This window comes from Streptomyces sp. NPDC023723, from assembly GCF_040639815.1.
GTDB lineage: Bacteria > Actinomycetota > Actinomycetes > Streptomycetales > Streptomycetaceae > Streptomyces.
Map to the genome: position 1 here is coordinate 48477 of NZ_JBFAAP010000027.1, position 17252 is coordinate 65728.

The 17252-nt window shown below is 72.7% G+C and carries 12 protein-coding genes and 1 pseudogene; 9 read left to right on the top strand and 4 right to left on the bottom strand.

Features of this window, described 5'->3' with window-relative positions; all coding sequences use genetic code 11:
• Positions 1-52: 52 nt before the first annotated feature.
• Complete coding sequence (locus AB0G32_RS25275) at positions 53-1930, top strand: AMP-dependent synthetase/ligase (protein WP_361167475.1); 1878 nt, start codon at positions 53-55, stop codon at positions 1928-1930.
• A 101-nt stretch (positions 1931-2031) separates the two neighbouring features.
• Here the strand turns inward: AB0G32_RS25275 and AB0G32_RS25280 are convergent, their stop codons facing one another.
• Positions 2032-2610 (bottom strand): response regulator, encoded by a 579-nt coding sequence (locus AB0G32_RS25280; protein ID WP_361167478.1) that lies wholly within the window; start codon positions 2608-2610, stop codon positions 2032-2034.
• A complete protein-coding gene (locus AB0G32_RS25285) occupies positions 2607-6707 on the bottom strand; it encodes a HAMP domain-containing protein (protein WP_361167624.1) in 4101 nt (1366 codons plus the stop codon). Before AB0G32_RS25285 ends, AB0G32_RS25280 begins: the two co-directional genes overlap by 4 nt.
• A 213-nt stretch (positions 6708-6920) precedes the next feature.
• On the opposite strand from AB0G32_RS25285, the pseudogene AB0G32_RS25290 reads away from it, so the two are divergent.
• From AB0G32_RS25290 to hemW, 3 genes and pseudogenes are all read left to right on the top strand, one after another.
• Positions 6921-7494, top strand: a pseudogene (locus AB0G32_RS25290) (ATP-binding protein); the annotation flags it as partial.
• Positions 7495-7575: 81 nt separating this feature from the next.
• Positions 7576-9375: a SpoIIE family protein phosphatase gene (locus tag AB0G32_RS25295; RefSeq protein ID WP_361167627.1), complete on the top strand. Its 1800-nt coding sequence runs from the start codon at positions 7576-7578 to the stop codon at positions 9373-9375.
• A 66-nt stretch (positions 9376-9441) separates the two neighbouring features.
• Positions 9442-10674 (top strand): radical SAM family heme chaperone HemW, encoded by a 1233-nt coding sequence (gene hemW, locus AB0G32_RS25300; RefSeq protein WP_361167481.1) that lies wholly within the window; start codon positions 9442-9444, stop codon positions 10672-10674.
• Between the two features lie 63 nt (positions 10675-10737).
• Here hemW and AB0G32_RS25305 read toward each other — a convergent pair whose 3' ends face one another.
• Together AB0G32_RS25305 and AB0G32_RS25310 are read right to left on the bottom strand one after the other, a co-directional pair.
• A complete protein-coding gene (locus AB0G32_RS25305; RefSeq protein WP_361167484.1) occupies positions 10738-11553 on the bottom strand; it encodes a DUF3097 domain-containing protein in 816 nt (271 codons plus the stop codon).
• A gap of 34 nt (positions 11554-11587) precedes the next feature.
• On the bottom strand, positions 11588-12313 hold the full coding sequence (locus AB0G32_RS25310) for an MBL fold metallo-hydrolase (RefSeq protein WP_361167487.1): 726 nt from the start codon (positions 12311-12313) through the stop codon (positions 11588-11590).
• Between the two features lie 159 nt (positions 12314-12472).
• Between AB0G32_RS25310 and hrcA the strand changes: the two genes are divergently transcribed.
• From hrcA to AB0G32_RS25335, 5 genes are all read left to right on the top strand, one after another.
• A complete protein-coding gene (hrcA, locus tag AB0G32_RS25315; RefSeq protein ID WP_361167490.1) occupies positions 12473-13489 on the top strand; it encodes a heat-inducible transcriptional repressor HrcA in 1017 nt (338 codons plus the stop codon).
• The gene (gene dnaJ / locus AB0G32_RS25320) at positions 13490-14623 is read left to right on the top strand and encodes a molecular chaperone DnaJ (protein WP_361167493.1); all 1134 of its coding nucleotides are present in this window, start codon (positions 13490-13492) and stop codon (positions 14621-14623) included.
• Between the two features lie 123 nt (positions 14624-14746).
• Positions 14747-15832 carry a nitronate monooxygenase gene (locus AB0G32_RS25325; protein ID WP_361167496.1) on the top strand — a complete coding sequence of 362 codons (1086 nt, stop codon included), beginning with the start codon at positions 14747-14749 and terminating at the stop codon, positions 15830-15832.
• Complete coding sequence (locus AB0G32_RS25330) at positions 15829-16572, top strand: 16S rRNA (uracil(1498)-N(3))-methyltransferase (protein WP_361167499.1); 744 nt, start codon at positions 15829-15831, stop codon at positions 16570-16572. The genes AB0G32_RS25325 and AB0G32_RS25330 overlap by 4 nt, the downstream gene beginning before the upstream one ends.
• Positions 16573-16712: 140 nt before the next feature.
• Positions 16713-17216, top strand: a complete 504-nt coding sequence (locus tag AB0G32_RS25335; RefSeq protein WP_361167502.1) for a hypothetical protein — start codon at positions 16713-16715, stop codon at positions 17214-17216.
• Positions 17217-17252: the final 36 nt, after the last annotated feature.

Here is a 17252-nt window from a genome sequence, read left to right on the forward strand (position 1 = left end):
GTGAAGCCAGCCGCAGAGAGCCAGCCGCACCGTCGCGGGCCCGGAGGATGTCGTGAGCGACACACAGACACTGATCGAGAACCGTCCGCCGTCCGTGGCGGGGCTCTTCCTGGAGCGCGTGGCGGCCACGCCGGACGCCGAGGCCTACCGCTATCCCGTACCGCCCGCCTCGGGCGTGGGGCCGGCCGACTGGAAGTCGCTGACCTGGGCACAGGCCGCCGAGCGGGTGCACGCCATCGCGGCCGGCCTGATCGAGCTGGGGGTGGAGCCGGAGCAGCGGGTGGCGCTGGCTTCGGCCACCCGGATCGAGTGGATCCTCGTCGACCTCGGCATCATGTGCGCGGGCGCGGCGACCACCACCGTCTATCCGCAGACCAACGCCGACGAGTCGGCGTACATCCTCGCCGACTCCGAGAGCCGGGTGCTGGTCGCGGAGGACGCCGCCCAGCTCGCCAAGGCGCGGGAGAAGCGCGGCGAGCTGCCCGACCTGACCCACGCCGTGGTGATCGACCCGGCCGGCGCGGACACCGCCGAGGACTGGATCCTCACCCTGGACGAGCTGGAGCGCCGGGGCGCGGCCCGGCTGGCGCAGGACCCGGACCTGATCACGAAGCGGGTCGGCGCGCTCACCAAGGACCAGCTCGCCACCCTGATCTACACCTCCGGCACCACCGGCCGCCCCAAGGGCGTGCGGCTGCCGCACGACTGCTGGTCGTACATGGCCAAGGCGACCACCGCGACCGGCTTGATCAGCGGCGAGGACGTGCAGTACCTGTGGCTGCCGCTCGCGCACGTCTTCGGCAAGGTGCTCACCTCCGGGCAGATCGAGGCCGGGCACGTGACCGCCGTCGACGGGCGGGTCGACAAGATCATCGAGAATCTGCCGGTGGTGCGGCCGACGTACATGGCGGCCGTGCCGCGCATCTTCGAGAAGGTCTACAACGGGGTCGCGGCCAAGGCGAAGGCCGGCGGCGCCGCCAAGTACAAGATCTTCCAGTGGGCCGCCGAGGTGGCCCGCGAGTACGCCAAGGTCACCCAGGACAACTTCCGCCGCACCGGCACCGCGAGCGCCCCCCTCGGCCTCAGCGCCAGGCACAAGGTGGCCGACGGTCTCGTCTACGCCAAGATCCGCGAGGCGTTCGGCGGCAACCTGCGCGCCTGCGTCTCCGGCAGCGCCGCCCTCGCACCCGACATCGGCTACTTCTTCTCCGGGGCCGGCGTGCACATCCTGGAGGGCTACGGCCTGACCGAGTCCTCCGCCGCGTCCTTCGTCAACCCGGGCGAGGCCTACCGCACCGGCACGGTCGGCAAGCCGCTGCCCGGCACCGAGGTGCGGATCGCGGACGACGGGGAGATCCTGCTGCGCGGCCCCGGCATCATGCAGGGCTACCACAAGCTGCCCGAGAAGACCGCCGAGGTGCTCGAACCGGACGGCTGGTTCCACACCGGCGACATCGGTGAGCTCTCGCCCGACGGCTATCTGCGGATCACCGACCGCAAGAAGGACCTGATCAAGACGTCCGGCGGCAAGTACATCGCGCCCGCCGAGGTGGAGGGCCAGTTCAAGGCGGTGTGCCCGTACGTCTCCAACATCCTCGTGCACGGCGCCGACCGGAACTTCTGCACCGCCCTGATCGCCCTCGACGAGCCCGCGCTCATGGAGTGGGCGAAGGAGAACGGCCTGGCGGGCAAGCCGTACGCGGAGGTCGTCGCGGCCCCGGCGACGGTCGGGATGGTCCAGGGCTACGTGGACCAGCTCAACCAGGGCCTCCAGCGCTGGCAGACCGTCAAGAAGTTCCGGCTGCTGCCGCGCGACCTGGACATCGAGCACGGGGAGATCACCCCGAGCCTGAAGCTGAAGCGGCCGGTGGTGGAGCGGGAGTACAAGAACCTGATCGAGGAGATGTACGCGGGGACCCGCGAGGACTGAGCCGGAACGAGAGGTCCAGGACGGGACGAGACCAGCGGTCTGAGACGGGACGCGCGGTCTGAGACAAGCCGGTGCGGGACTCGCCCCCCGCACCGGCGGTCTCACGGCCGGTGTCCGCCCCGCCCTATCAGGTGCCGCAGTGCCCGCAGGTGCCGGCGCAGTTCCGGTACGTCCGGCGGGGTGTCCCCGTCCAGGTGGGCCTCCAGTTCCGCCAGCCGGGCCTCGAGCGCCGCGTAGCCGGTGCGTTCGCGCGCGAGCATCCGTTCCAGCTGGCGGTTCTTGCGGTGCAGGTCGAGGAAGACGCTGACCTTCGCGCGCAGCACCCAGGGGTCGAAGGGCTTGGCGAGGTAGTCGGCGGCCCCGGTGGCGTAGCCCCGGAACGCGTAGCCGGAGTCGTCCTCGGTGCCGGTCAGGAAGATGATCGGGACGTCTTTCGTCTGGTCGAGCCGTTTGATGTTGGCGGCCGTCTCGAAGCCGTCCATGCCCGGCATCCGGACGTCGAGCAGGATCAGCGCGAACCGCCGGCGCAGCAGTGCCTTCATCGCCTCCTCGCCGGACCGGGCCCGCACCAGGGGTTCGTTGAGGGACCCCAGGACGGCCTCCAGGGCGATCAGATTGTCCTCCATGTCGTCGACCAGGAGGATTCCGGCGCGTTCGTCGCTCGTTGCCTCGGCGCTCATGGTGACTGTGCCTCACTAGGTTCTGTCCGGTGTGCGTCGCCGTCCGGGTTCTCGGGGTCCAGCAGGGCGCACACGACGGTGAGCAACTGGTCGACGTCGACCGGCTTGGGGACGTAGTCGTTGGCGCCGCGGCCGATGGACTTCTCCCGGTCGCCGGGCATCGCCTTGGCGGTGAGCGCCACGATCGGCAGCGCGGCCCAGCGCGGGGTGCGGCGGATGGCGGCTATCGTCTCGTACCCGTCCATCTCTGGCATCATGATGTCCATCAGGACCAGGGCGACGTCGGGGTGGCGGTCCAGGGTCTCCACGCCCTCGCGGCCGTTCTCCGCGTACAGCACGGGCATGCCGACCCGGCCCAGCACATGGGTGAGGGCGAAGACGTTGCGGATGTCGTCGTCCACGATCAGTACTCGCCGCCCGGCCAGCACCCGGCCCGCCCGGCCCGAGGTCCAGGTCTCCAGCTTGGCCGGCGCCGGCCAGCTGTCGTCCGCCTCCGATCCGGCCGAAAACGGTTCAGCCGAAAACGGTTCGGCCGGAAACGGCTCGGCGGCCGTGGCGGCACCCTCGGGGAGGTGCCGCCGCGACACTGCCGCGGCGCGGTCGGCGGGGGCCGCGGGGGTGACGGCGGCGGCGTCGGTGGCCGGGTGTCCAGGGGTGACGACCGGGACGTACAGGGTGAAGGTCGAGCCCCGGCCCGGCTCGCTCTCGGCCACGATCCGGCCGCCGAGCAGGCGGGCTATCTCCCGGCTGATGGACAGCCCGAGGCCGGTGCCGCCGTACTTGCGGTTGGTGGTGCCGTCGGCCTGCTGGAACGCCTCGAAGATCACCGGGAGTTTCTCCGGCGCGATGCCTATGCCGGTGTCCGAGACGGTGAAGGCGATCACCTCGCCGGCGTCCGCGATCCGGTGCGTGTCGACGTCGGCGGTCCGGGCCACCCGCAGTTCGACCTTGCCGGCCGCGGTGAACTTGATCGCGTTGGAGAGCAGGTTGCGCAGGATCTGCTGGAGCCGCTGCTCGTCGGAGTGCATCTCGCGCGGTACGTCCTCGCCGACCGCCACCTCGAAGGCGAGCCGCCGGTCCAGGGTGAGCGGGCGGAACGTGGCGTGCACGTAGTCGAGCAGCTTGATCAGCGGCAGCCGCTTGGGCCGTACGTCCATCCGGCCGGCCTCGATCTTCGACAGGTCCAGGATGTCGTTGATCAGCTGGAGCAGGTCGGAGCCGGAGCGGTGGATCGTCGTCGCGAACTGCACCTCCTGCTCGGACAGATGGCCGTCCGGGTTGTCGGAGAGCAGCCGGGCCAGGATCAGGAGCGAGTTCAGCGGGGTGCGCAGCTCGTGCGACATGTTGGCCAGGAACTCCGACTTGTACTGGGAGCTGGTGGCCAGCAGAGCGGCCTTCTCGCCCAGTTCGGCGTTGGAGCGGCGCAGCTCCGCCTGCTGCTTCTGGAGTTCGTCGGAGCGCTCCTGGAGCTGCATGGCCAGCCGCTGGGACTCGCCGAGCAGGGACTCGGTGCGGGAGTTGGCGATGATCGTGTTGATCGCCACACCGATCGTGTTGACGAACTGGTCGAAGAACGCCAGGTGCACGTCGGAGAAGCGGGAGAAGGAGGCCAGTTCGACCACACCGAGCAGTTCGTCCTCGAACAGGATCGGAATGATCACGATGGTGGTCGGGGCGGCCTCCCCGAGCCCGCTGTTGATCTTGATGTAGTCGGGCGGCGCGCCCTCCACCAGGATCCGCTTCTTCTCCCGGGCCGCCTGCGCCACCAGCCCGTGCACCGGCAGCGCGCCGGTCTCCACGGTCGCCCCCTGCGCCGCCCCGTACCCGGCGACGAACGCCAGCCCCTTGGCCGGTACGGTCGTCCGCGGCCCCGCGCCGACCTCCTCCGGGTCGGCCAGGTAGAACGCCCCGTACTGGGCGTTCACCAGCGGCGTCAGCTCGCGCAGGATCAGGTCCGCGACCTCCATCAGGTCCCGGTGGCCCTGCATCAGCGAGGCCAGCCGGGCCAGGTTCGACTCCAGCCAGTCCTTGGCGCGGGTGGTCTCGCGCAGGTTGGCCACCATCAGGTTGATGTTGTCCTTCAGCTCCGCGACCTCGCCGCGGGTCGCCACCGTGATCGACCGGGACATGTCGCCCTGCGCCACCGCCGAGGCCACCTCGGCGATCGCCCGGACCTGGGTGGTCAGGTTGGACGCCAGTTCGTTCACGTTGGTCGTCAGCCGCTTCCAGGTGCCGTACACGCCCTCCACCCGGGCCTGCCCGCCGAGCTGCCCCTCGCTGCCGACCTCCCGGGCCACCCGGGTCACCTCGGAGGAGAACGACGACAGCGTGTCCACCATCGTGTTGATGGTCGTCTTCAGCTCCAGGATCTCGCCGCGCGCGTCCACGTCGATCTTCCGGGACAGGTCGCCCTGCGCCACGGCGGTCGCCACCTGGGCGATGTTGCGCACCTGGGAGGTGAGGTTGTCGGCCATGAAGTTGACGTTGTCGGTGAGGTCCCGCCACACCCCGGACGCGCCCCGCACCTGGGCCCGGCCGCCGAGCCGCCCGTCGGTGCCCACCTCGCGGGCCACCCGGGTCACCTCGTCGGCGAACGCCCGCAGTTGCTCCACCATCGTGTTGACGGTGTCCTTCAGTTCCAGGATCTCGCCGCGGGCGTCGACCGTGATTTTCTTCGACAGGTCCCCGTTGGCGACGGCCGTCGTCACCTGCGCGATGTTGCGCACCTGCGAGGTGAGATTCAGCGCCATGAAGTTGACGTTGTCGGTGAGGTCTTTCCAGACTCCGGAGACCCCTCTGACCTGTGCCTGTCCACCCAGGTTGCCTTCCGTGCCGACCTCGCGGGCGACCCGGGTCACTTCGTCGGCGAAGGCGGAGAGCTGGTCGACCATGGTGTTGATGGTCGACTTCAGCTCCAGGATCTCGCCCTTCGCCTCCACGGTGATCTTCTTGCCGAGGTCGCCCTGCGCGACGGCGGTGGAGACGGCGGCGATGTTGCGCACCTGGGAGGTGAGGTTGTCGGCCATGAAGTTGACGTTGTCGGTGAGGTCTTTCCAGACCCCCGACACTCCTCTGACCTGCGCCCGGCCGCCGAGGTTGCCTTCCGTGCCGACCTCGCGGGCGACCCGGGTCACCTCGTCGGCGAAGGCGGACAGCTGGTCGACCATGGTGTTGATGGTCGACTTCAGCTCCAGGATCTCGCCCTGCGCGTCGACCGTGATCTTCTGACTCAGGTCGCCGTTGGCGACGGCGGTCGTCACCTGCGCGATGTTCCGTACCTGGGAGGTGAGGTTGGACGCCATGAAGTTGACGTTGTCGGTGAGGTCCTTCCAGACCCCGGAGACCCCTCTGACCTGTGCCTGACCGCCCAGTTGCCCCTTGGTGCCGACCTCGCGGGCGACCCGGGTCACCTCGTCGGCGAAGGCGGACAGCTGATCGACCATGGTGTTGACGGTCAGCTTCAGCTCCAGCAGTTCGCCGGTCGCCTCGACCGTCACCGTGCGGGTCAGGTCGCCGCGGGCCACCGCCGTGGTCACCGCCGCGATGTCCCGCACCTGCGCGGTCAGCCGGGACGCCATCGTGTTGACGGCCTCGGTCACATCCCGCCAACTGCCCGACAGCCCGCGCACCTTGGCCCGGCCGCCGAGCCGCCCCTCGGTGCCGACCTCGCGCGCGACCCGGGTCACCTCGCCGGTGAACAGCGACAGCTGGTCCACCATCGTGTTGACGGCCCGGCCCAGATGCCGCAGGTCGCCGCGCAACTGCCGGGTGCCGTCGTGCAGATCGACCCGCTGGGTCAGATCACCGCCGGCCACCGCGTCCAGCACCCGGGTGGCGTTGGCCGCCGGGGCCACCAGGGCGTCCAGCAACTGGTTGACGTCGCTCACCCGGGACGTCCAGCAGCCCTGCCCCGGGCTGGCGGACAACCGCTCGTCCAGCCGGCCGTGCCGCACCAGTTCCCGTCCGACCCGCCGTACCTCGGTGTTGAAGTGCAGGTCGCGGGCCATGATCTGGTTGTAGACCGCGAACAGCTCCGCGACGATCCCGTGGCCCGGCTCCGCGACCTCGGTGACGCTGCCGTCCCGGGTGGCGATCATGGCGGCGAGCAGGGGGCGCAGTTCGGAGACCCGGATCCGGTCGTCCGCCGGTTCCGCGGAGCCTCCGGGGCGCACACCGGGGCGCGCGGATGTAGCACGGTTCTCACTCATGGCGGCCCACTTCGGTGACTCGACGCTTATGGGCGGGGTCAGTCTGTCACTCTGTCGGCATCAACTGCGGCGTATTCGTACGAACTGCCCGGGGAGCTGTACATGGGGGCCATTCCGACGCAACGGGAGACCTTCTCCCGTGCCACCGGGGGGTCCGCGCACCCGTCGGAGACGTCCGCGCAGGTCTTCGCCGATCTGCCCGGGACCTCCCTCGCGCCGGGCGCGGCCCGGGCGCTGGTACGGGTGGCGCTCACCGACTGGACCGAGGCGGCCCGGCCCGGCACCGAGTACCTGACCGACCGGCACGCCGACGACGCGCTGCTGGTCATCAGCGAACTGGCCACCAACGCCGTGGTGCACGCCGGCACCGACGTCGGGGTGGCCTTCCGGCTGGAGCCGACGGGCACGCTCGTCGTCGAGATCTCCGACCGCCATCCCGCCCGCGCGCCCCGCAGCACCGACGCCGAGTCCTCGTCCGAGACGCCCGAGTACGGCCGCGGGCTGCGGCTGGTCGCCGCGCTCTCCGAGGCCTGGGGGATCACGTACCGCACCGGCGTCAAGACCGTCTGGGCCCGGCTGCCCCCCGGACGGCGACGCGATCGCCGTCGCCGAGCGGATCGAGGCGTACGCCGAGGAACGCGCCCTGGAACGGGGACTGCGGGTCGCGGAGATCCTCGGGGCGAGCACGAGCACGAGCACGAGCACGAGCGCGGGCGCGGGCGCCGGCGCGGGCGCGGGGCCGGCCGGAGCGGCTCGGGTGGCGGATCCGGTGCTCGGGGCGGCGGCTGCGGCCGTGGACCGGGAGCCGAGGGGGCCGTGGGACTCGGCGAAGCAGTGGGTCCGACGGGTCGCGGGCGGCACACCGGCGGAGCGGCGCGGCGCGGGGGAGGGCGACCGGACGGAAGCCCCGCCCGAAACGGGCGGGGTTGAAGAGACGACCGAAACCGGCCGGGCAGACGGGGCGGAGAGGGCAGAGGGTACGGAGCGGGCCGAAGGGACGGAGAGGGCCCAGGCCCCGGAGCGTGCCCAGGACCCGGAGAGGGCCCGGGAGACGGAGCGGACACAGGCTCCGGAGCGCGCCCAGGACCCGGAGCGCGCCCAGGACACGGAGCGGACACAGGCCCCGGAGCGGGCCGAAGGGACGGAGAAGGCCCAGGCCCCGGAGCGGGCCCAGAACGCCCAGGACCCGGATCGGACCCGGCAGGCGGAGGGTGCCGGTGCCGGCCGGCGGGCCGTCCGGGACCGGCAGTGGCTGGGGCGCGGCGCGCTGTCCTTCCTCGCCGAGGCGTCCGACCTGCTGGCCGGGCAGCTCGACGAGGAGAAGATCGCCTCCCTGGCCGGACAGCTCGTCGTGCCCCGGCTCGCCGACTGGTGCGCGGTCTGGCTGGAGGACGAGTCGCTGGGCCGCGCCGACTGGAACGACGGCGTCACCTCGATCGGCGTCCGGCTGGCCCGGGTCTGGCACGGCAGCGAGAACCGCATCGAGGAGTTGCGGCAGGCCCTGGAGAAGGACCCGCCGCGCCCGCCCGACCCCTGGCGGTCCGGGCCGGTCGCCCACCCCTGGCCGGGCGACGCGCTCGGCCCGCGCGGCACCTGGGGCGCGGCACTGGCCTACCGGCTGGTCGCGGCCGGCCGGCCGGTGGGCACCCTGGTCATCGGCCGGGCCGGCACCGTGCGCTTCCCCGACGAGATCACCGGCCTCGTCGAGGACCTCGGCCGCCGCGTCGCGCTCGCCATCGGCACCGCCCGCCAGTACGCCCGGCAGGCCACCATCAGCGCCGTCCTGCAGCGCGGCCTGCTGCCCGGCGCCGTCGCCGAGATCCCCGGGATGCGCAGCGCCCTGGTCTACGAACCCCGGGACAAGGGCGGCCCCAGCGGCGACTTCTACGACCTCTTCCCGGCCGGCGACGGCCGCTGGTGCTTCGCCGTCGGCGACGTCCAGGGCAAGGGGCCGGAGGCCGCCGTGGTCATCGGCCTGGCCCGGCCCTGGCTGCGGCTGCTGGCCCGCGAGGGGTACGGCGTCGCCGGCGTCCTGGACCGCCTCAACCAGCTGCTCCTGGACGACGCCATCGAGGCCGCGGACGCCGCGGCGCGGGCCCTGGTGGCGGCCGGCGGCCAGCCGATCGGCCCGGGCGAGGGCCCGCAGACCCGCTTCCTCTCGCTCCTGTACGGCGAACTGGTCCCGTTCCGCGGCGGAGTGCACTGCACCCTGGCCTCCGCCGGACACCCGCTGCCGCTGCTGCTGGCCCCCGACGGCGCCGTCCGCACGGTCGCCGAGCCGCAGACGCTGCTCGGGGTGGTGGAGGAGGAGACGTACGTCAGCGAGGACTTCGACCTGTGCTCCGGCGACAGCCTGCTGTGCGTCACGGACGGCGTCACCGAGCGGCGCAACGGCTCCCGCCAGTTCGACGACGAAGACGGCCTCGCCGCCGCGCTCGCCGGGTGCGCGGGCCTGGACGCCCAGCTGATCGCCGAGCGCGTCAGACGCCTGGTGCACGAGTTCGGCGACGGTCCCCCGGAGGACGACCTGGCGCTGCTGGTCCTCCAGGCCGAGTAGGAACACCGGCCCCGCTCCGCCCGGCCCCGCCCCGCCCACCTCCCACCGTGCGGGACAATGGAGCCCATGCCCTCCGCACTCCCCGACGGCGAGCCCGTCCCCGCCGACGGTGCGCTGCCCGCGTCCGCGCTCGCCGGGGCCGCGCACCGCCCCCTCGGCTTCTACCTGCACGTGCCGTACTGCGCGACCCGCTGCGGCTACTGCGACTTCAACACCTACACCGCCACCGAGCTGCGCGGCACCGGCGGCGTCCTCGCCTCCCGCGACAACTACGCCGACACCCTCACCGACGAGGTCCGCCTCGCCCGCAAGGTGCTCGGCGACGACCCCCGCGAGGTCCGCACGGTCTTCGTCGGCGGCGGCACCCCCACCCTGCTGGCAGCCGCCGACCTGGTACGGATGCTGGACGCGATCCGCGACGAGTTCGGTCTCGCGCCGGACGCGGAGATCACCACCGAGGCCAACCCGGAGTCCGTCGACCCGGCCTATCTGGCCACCCTCCGCGAGGGCGGCTTCAACCGGATCTCCTTCGGCATGCAGAGTGCCAGACAGCACGTACTGAAGATCCTCGACCGCACGCACACCCCGGGCCGCCCCGAGGCCTGCGTCGCCGAGGCCCGCGCGGCCGGCTTCGAGCACGTCAACCTCGACCTGATCTACGGCACCCCCGGCGAGTCCGACGACGACTGGCGGGCCTCCCTGGACGCCGCGCTCGGCGCCGGACCCGACCACGTCTCCGCGTACGCGCTGATCGTCGAGGAGGGTACCCAGCTGGCCCGCCGGATCCGCCGCGGCGAGGTCCCGCCGACCGACGACGACGTGCACGCCGACCGGTACCTGATCACCGAGGAGACCCTCGCCGCGGCCGGCTTCGACTGGTACGAGGTGTCCAACTGGGCCACCTCCGACGCCGCCCGCTGCCTGCACAACGAGCTGTACTGGCGGGGCGCCGACTGGTGGGGCGCGGGCCCCGGCGCCCACTCCCACGTGGGCGGCGTGCGCTGGTGGAACGTCAAGCACCCCGGCGCCTACGCGGCGGCGCTGGCGCGGGGCGGCTCCCCGGGCGCCGGGCGGGAACTCCTCACCGACGAGGACCGCCGCGTCGAGCGGATCCTGCTGGAACTGCGGCTGCGCGAGGGCGTCCCGCTCTCCCTCCTGCGACCGGAGGGCCGCGCGGCCGCGCGCCGGGCGCTGTCGGACGGACTGCTCCAGGCGGGGCCGTACGACGCGGGCCGCGCGGCGCTGACGCTGCGCGGGCGGCTGCTGGCGGACGGGGTGGTCAGGGATTTGGTGGACTGATCACTCGGGCGGGCGCATCACGTCGGAATGCCAGTTCGGCCCCTGACCTGGTTTCGACCGGCGTCAGGCCGCACCGCTGCCCGTGACGAAGTCGATCAGTTCCTCCACCCGCCCCAGCAGCTCCGGCTCCAGGTCCCGGTAGGACCCCACCCGGGCCAGGATCGCCTGCCACACCGCCCCCGTGTTCTCCGCCGGCCAGCCCAGCGCCCGGCACACCCCCGTCTTCCAGTCCTGACCGCGCGGCACCCGGGGCCACGCTGCGATCCCCACCGCGGCCGGTTTCACGGCCTCCCAGATGTCGATGTACGGATGGCCGACCACCAGCGCGTGGTCACTGGTCACCGACTCGGCGATGCGCCACTCCTTCGACCCCGGCACGAGGTGGTCCACCAGCACCCCCAGCCGGGCGTCCGGACCCGGCGCGAACTCGTCGACGATCGACGGCAGGTCGTCCACGCCCCCCAGGTACTCCACGACCACGCCCTCGACCCGCAGGTCGTCGCCCCACACCTTCTCGACCAGCTCGGCGTCGTGCCGGCCCTCGACGTAGATCCGCCCGGCCCGGGCCACCCGGGCCCGCGCGCCGGGCACGGCGACCGAACCGGACGCCGTACGGGACGGCCGTACCGGACCCGGCGAGGACGGCCGGACCAGCGTCACCACCCGGCCCTCCAGCAGGAACCCGCGCGGCTCCAGCGGGAACACCCGGCGCTTGCCGAAGCGGTCCTCCAGCGTCACCGTGCCCGCCTCGCAGCCGGTCACCGCGCCGCAGAACCCGCTACCGGGCTCCTCGACCACCAGGCCCGGATCGGCCGGCACCTCGGGCACCGGCCGCGGCTTCTTCCACGGGGGAGTGAGATCGGCGGAGTACTGGCGCATTCCGCTGACGATACGAGGAACGCCACGGACCCGATCAGCGCGACACGCCGAACCGCGCCGCCAGCGCGTCCCGCTGGGCCCGCACGAACTCCGCGTCCACCACGGCCCCGTGACCGGGCACGTACCGTGCGTCCTCGCCGCCCAGCGCGAGCAGCCGGTCCAGGGCGTCCGGCCAGTGCCCGGGGAGCGCGTCGGGCCCGGTCTGCGGCGGCCCGGACTCCTCCACCAGGTCCCCGCAGAAGACCACCTCCGGACTGCCCGGCACCAGCACCGCCAGGTCATGGGCGGTGTGCCCGGGACCCACGTTCGCCAGCAGCACCTGCCGGCCGCCGCCCAGGTCGAGCGTCCACTCACCGCTCACCTGGTGCCGGACGGACACGAGGGCGTCCACCGCCTCCCGCGCCCGGCGCCGGTCCAGCCCGTTGGCGGTCGCGTCCGCCCGCAGCGCCTCCCGCCCCTCGCCGAGCACCGCGTCGACGCCCACCGCGCCGTACACCTGCGCCCCCGCGAACGCCGCCGCGCCGAAGACGTGGTCGAAGTGGGCATGGGTCAGCGCGAGATGCGTCACACGGTGACCGGCCAGCCGCTCCGCCTCGGCGCGCAGCCGCGCGCCCTCGCCCGGACTCGACCCGGCGTCGATCACCAGCGCCGCGTCCCCGCCGACCACCAGCCCGGCCGTGCAGTCCCACACCGGCAGCCGGCACCGCCCCACCCCGGCCGCCAACCGCTCCCATCCCAGCTCTTCCCAAGTCACCGTCATGGCGGCGACGCTAGCGGTGCGCACCTGTCGCGGACGGCAGCGCGGGCCCGGCCTTGCCGGGGGTGTACCCCACGGCCGTACACTGGGCCGGGGAAGTCTGGCACTCGCACGCTTTGAGTGCCAGGGCAGACGGGCGGACGTGATCGGGAGGTGTGCGCGATGCTCAGTGAACGCAGGCTTCAGGTGCTGCGCGCCATCGTCCAGGACTACGTCGGCACCGAGGAGCCGGTCGGCTCCAAGGCCCTCACCGAGCGGCACAGCCTCGGCGTCTCCCCGGCCACCGTGCGCAACGACATGGCGGCGCTGGAGGAGGAGGGGTTCATCGCCCAGCCGCACACCAGCGCCGGGCGCATCCCCACCGACAAGGGCTACCGGCTCTTCGTCGACAAGCTCGCCGGCGTCAAGCCCATGACCGCGCCCGAGCGGCGCGCCATCCAGAACTTCCTGGAGGGCGCCGTCGACCTCGACGACGTGGTGGCCCGTACGGTGCGGCTGCTCGCGCAGCTCACCCGGCAGGTCGCCGTGGTGCAGTACCCGTCGCTGACCCGCTCGACCGTGCGGCACGTGGAACTGCTGCCGCTCGCGCCCGCGCGCCTGATGCTCGTGCTGATCACGGACACCGGGCGGGTCGAGCAGCGCATGGTGGACTGTCCGGCGCCGTTCGGCGAGACCTCGGTGGCGGATCTGCGGGCCCGGCTCAACAGCCGGGTCGCGGGGCGCCGGTTCACGGACGTGCCGACGCTCGTCGAGGACCTCCCCGACGCCTTCGGCGCGGAGGAGCGCGGTACGGTCGCGACGGTGCTCTCCACCCTGCTGGAGACGCTGGTCGAGGAGAACGAGGAGCGGCTGATGATCGGCGGCACCGCCAATCTCACCCGCTTCGGCCATGACTTCCCCCTGGTGATCCGGCCGGTGCTGGAGGCGCTGGAGGAGCAGGTGGTGCTCCTCAAGCTGCTCGGCGAGGCGAAGGATCCGGGCGTGACCGTGCGAATCGGTCATGAGAACGCCCATGAGGGACTCAACTCCACGTCCGTCGTGTCGGTGGGCTACGGTTCGGGCGGCGAGGCGGTTGCCAAGCTCGGCGTGGTCGGACCGACCCGCATGGACTACCCGGGAACGATGGGAGCGGTACGCGCAGTGGCACGGTACGTCGGACAGATCCTGGCGGAGTCATAAGTGGCCACGGACTACTACGCCGTACTCGGCGTGCGCCGCGACGCGTCCCAGGACGAGATCAAGAAGGCGTTCAGGAGGCTCGCCCGCGAGCTGCACCCGGACGTCAACCCCGATCCGAAGACGCAGGAGCGGTTCAAGGAGATCAACGCCGCCTACGAGGTGCTCTCGGACCCGCAGAAGAAGCAGGTCTACGACCTCGGCGGCGACCCGCTGTCCCAGTCGGGCGGCGCGGCCGGCGGCTTCGGCCAGGGCGGCTTCGGGAACTTCTCGGACATCATGGACGCGTTCTTCGGCACGGCGTCGCAGCGCGGGCCGCGCTCGCGCACCCGCCGCGGCCAGGACGCGATGATCCGGATCGAGGTGGAGCTGGACGAGGCGGCCTTCGGCACGACCAAGGACATCCAGGTCGACACGGCCGTGGTCTGCAACACCTGCAACGGCGAGGGCGCGGCGCCGGGCACCAGTGCCCAGACCTGTGACATGTGCCGGGGCCGCGGTGAGGTCTCCCAGGTCACCCGGTCCTTCCTGGGCCAGGTCATGACCTCGCGGCCCTGCCCCCAGTGCCAGGGCTTCGGCACGGTGGTTCCCACGCCGTGCCCGGAGTGCGCCGGCGACGGCCGCATCCGCTCCCGCCGCACGCTGACGGTGAAGATCCCGGCCGGTGTCGACAACGGCACCCGCATCCAGCTCGCGGGCGAGGGCGAGGTCGGCCCCGGCGGCGGTCCCGCCGGTGACCTGTACGTCGAGATCCACGAGCTGCCGCACTCCCAGTTCCAGCGCCGGGGCGACGACCTGCACTGCACGGTCACCCTCCCGATGACGGCGGCGGCCCTCGGCACCAAGGTGCCGCTGGAGACGCTGGACGGCCTGGAGGAGGTCGACATCCGGCCGGGCACCCAGTCGGGCCAGTCGATCCCGCTGCACGCCCGCGGCGTGACCCACCTGCGCGGCGGCGGCCGGGGCGACCTCATCGTGCACGTCGAGGTCCAGACCCCGGGCAAGCTCGACCCCGACCAGGAGCGGCTGCTGCGCGAGTTCGCCAAGCTGCGCGGCGAGGAACGGCCGCAGGGGCAGTTCCAGCCGGGCCAGCAGGGGCTGTTCTCGCGGCTGAAGGACGCCTTCAACGGACGGTGAGTCCACTCCCGTACGGGCGGTGAGTCCGCTCCCCTACGGGTCCGGGTTCCCGGTCAAGGCGGCCCGGTCCGGGGACGGAAGGTCGGATTCGGTCCTGTCCGGAGGACATGGCACCATGCGGTCATGTCCTCCGCGCTGACCGATCTCTTCCCGTATCCGATCGTGCAGGCTCCGATGGCGGGCGGCGTCTCCGTGCCCCGGCTGGCCGCCGCCGTCTGCGAGGCGGGCGGGCTCGGCTTCCTGGCCGCCGGGTACAAGACGCCCGACGGGATGTACCAGGAGATCAAGCAGCTGCGGAGCCTGACGAGCCGCCCGTTCGGGGTCAACCTCTTCCTGCCGCAGCCGGAGACCGCCGACCCCGCGGCCGTCGGGGTCTACGCCCATCAGCTGGCCGGCGAGGCCGCCTGGTACGAGACGGAACTGGGCGACCCGGACAGCGGCCGCGACGACGGCTACGAGACGAAACTCGCCGTCCTCCTCGACAACCCGGTACCCGTGGTGTCGTTCCACTTCGGCACGCCCACCCGCGAGGTGGTCGACGCCCTGCACCGGGTGGGCACCTTCGCCGTGGTGACCGCCACCACCGCCGAGGAGGCCCGGGCGGTCGAGGAGTGCGGCGCAGACGCGGTGATCGCGCAGGGCGTCGAGGCCGGCGGCCACCAGGGCACCCACCGGGACGTCCCGGAGACGGACGGCTCCGGGATCGGCCTGCTGTCGTTGCTCGCCCAGACCCGCGAGACGGTGAGCCTGCCGGTCATCGCGGCCGGCGGCCTGATGCGCGGCGGCCAGATCGCCGCGGTCCTCGCGGCCGGCGCGAGCGCGGCCCAGCTCGGCACCGCCTTCCTCGCCACCGCCGAGTCCGGCGCGCACGCCCTGCACAAGCTGGCGCTGACCAACCCGTTGTTCGTCCGCACCGAACTGACCCGGGCCTTCTCCGGGCGCCCGGCCCGCGGCCTGGTCAACCGCTTCCTGCGCGAGCACGGCCCCTACGCCCCCGCCGCCTACCCGGACGTCCACCACCTCACCGCGCCGCTGCGCAAGGCGGCGGCCAAGGCGGGCGACGTACAGGGCCTGGCGCTGTGGGCGGGGCAGGGCCACCGGATGGCCCGCGACCTGACCGCCGGGCAGCTGGTCGAGGTGCTGGTGGCCGAACTCACCGCCGCCGGGACAGCGTTGTCGCACTACGCGACCGGAGGTACGGGCCGATGACGGCACCGGTGTTCGTGGCCGGCTCCCTCGACGACCTTCCCGGCGGGGAGTACGTCCTCGACGGCCCCGAGGGGCGGCACGCCGTCTCCGTGAAGCGGCTGCGGCCCGGCGAGGAGGTCGTCCTCACCGACGGGCGCGGCCACTGGGCCCAGGGCGTCGTCAAGGCCGCCGAGGGCAAGGACCGGCTGGTCGTCACGGGACTGCACACCGTGGTCGAGGAACCCGCCCCGCAGCCCCGGATCACCGTCGTCCAGGCGCTGCCCAAGGGCGACCGGGGCGAACTCGCGGTGGAGACGATGACCGAGGTCGGGGTCGACGCGATCGTGCCGTGGACGGCGGCGCGCTGCATCACCCAGTGGAAGGGCGACCGGGGTCTGAAGGCGCTCGCCAAGTGGCGGGCGACGGCCCGGGAGGCCGGCAAGCAGTCCCGCCGGGACCGGTTCCCCGAGGTCGCGGACGCGGCGACGACCAAGCAGGTCGCCGCCCTGCTGGCGGCCGCCGACTTCGCCGCCGTACTCCACGAGAGCGGCGACCTCCCGCTGGCCACCGCCGAACTCCCCACCGAGGGCGACATCGTCCTGGTCGTCGGCCCCGAAGGCGGCGTCGCCCCCGCGGAGTTGGACCTCTTCGCGCAGGCCGGTGCCCGCCCGTACCTGCTCGGCCCGACCGTGCTGCGCACCTCGACGGCCGGTACGGCCGCCGCCGCCCTGCTGCTGGGCCGCACCGGCCGCTGGGGCTGACGCCCGCGGTCACCCCGGGGGGTGCGGAGCCCAGCGGGGTGGTGCGGAGTGTCCGTATGCGCTCTACCGCCCGGCGCGGGACGGTGGCAGGCTGAAGCGGCATGGGGGCATTGAGGCGTATTCGGCAGAGGCGGCGCGGGATGCTGGCGGCCGGAGCGGTCGTCGTCGCCGTCGGTGGCGTCGTCGCGTGCGATCCCGCCGGGCTGAACTCCGCGTCGGTGGCGTACACCACCGACGGGGTGGTCACCCGCGAGCTGGAGCGACGGGACACGAACGTGCAGTGGATCACCTGCAACGCGTCCTACGACGGCTCCGGAGCGAGCGCCTCGGCGAGCGAGGAGACGGTCGCCGAGGTGAGCTGCGAGGGACAGACCGACGACGGCAAGGACATCACCGTGGACGGCCACGTCACCCGCGTCGTCGAGGGCGCCTGCGTGCGCGGCGAACTCACCGCGAAGGTGGACGGCAAGGAGCGGTTCCGGGTCAGCGGGCTGGGCGACTGCGACGCCACCCCCACCCCGCCGGTGAACAACCCGACGAGCGACTCCAGTACGTACCGGCCCGGCGGACCCACCGTCACCGTGACCGTCACCAGGACCGTGTACTGCCAGACCCGCCCCGAGTGCTGGCCCGAGGGCAAGTGATCCAAACCGCTGTCCGGCGCCGCCGCCGCTGCTTAG

Excerpts from the sequence above, each read along its gene's own strand:
- AB0G32_RS25280 (WP_361167478.1), bottom strand. The coding sequence starts at position 2,610 with ATGAGCGCCGAGGCAACGAGCGACGAACGCGCCGGAATCCTCCTGGTC.
- AB0G32_RS25285 (WP_361167624.1), bottom strand. The coding sequence starts at position 6,707 with ATGATCGCCACCCGGGACGGCAGCGTCACCGAGGTCGCGGAGCCGGGC.
- hemW (WP_361167481.1), top strand. The coding sequence starts at position 9,442 with ATGCCCTCCGCACTCCCCGACGGCGAGCCCGTCCCCGCCGACGGTGCG.
- AB0G32_RS25305 (WP_361167484.1), bottom strand. The coding sequence starts at position 11,553 with ATGCGCCAGTACTCCGCCGATCTCACTCCCCCGTGGAAGAAGCCGCGG.
- AB0G32_RS25310 (WP_361167487.1), bottom strand. The coding sequence starts at position 12,313 with ATGACGGTGACTTGGGAAGAGCTGGGATGGGAGCGGTTGGCGGCCGGG.
- hrcA (WP_361167490.1), top strand. The coding sequence starts at position 12,473 with ATGCTCAGTGAACGCAGGCTTCAGGTGCTGCGCGCCATCGTCCAGGAC.
- AB0G32_RS25325 (WP_361167496.1), top strand. The coding sequence starts at position 14,747 with ATGTCCTCCGCGCTGACCGATCTCTTCCCGTATCCGATCGTGCAGGCT.
- AB0G32_RS25330 (WP_361167499.1), top strand. The coding sequence starts at position 15,829 with ATGACGGCACCGGTGTTCGTGGCCGGCTCCCTCGACGACCTTCCCGGC.
- AB0G32_RS25335 (WP_361167502.1), top strand. The coding sequence starts at position 16,713 with ATGCTGGCGGCCGGAGCGGTCGTCGTCGCCGTCGGTGGCGTCGTCGCG.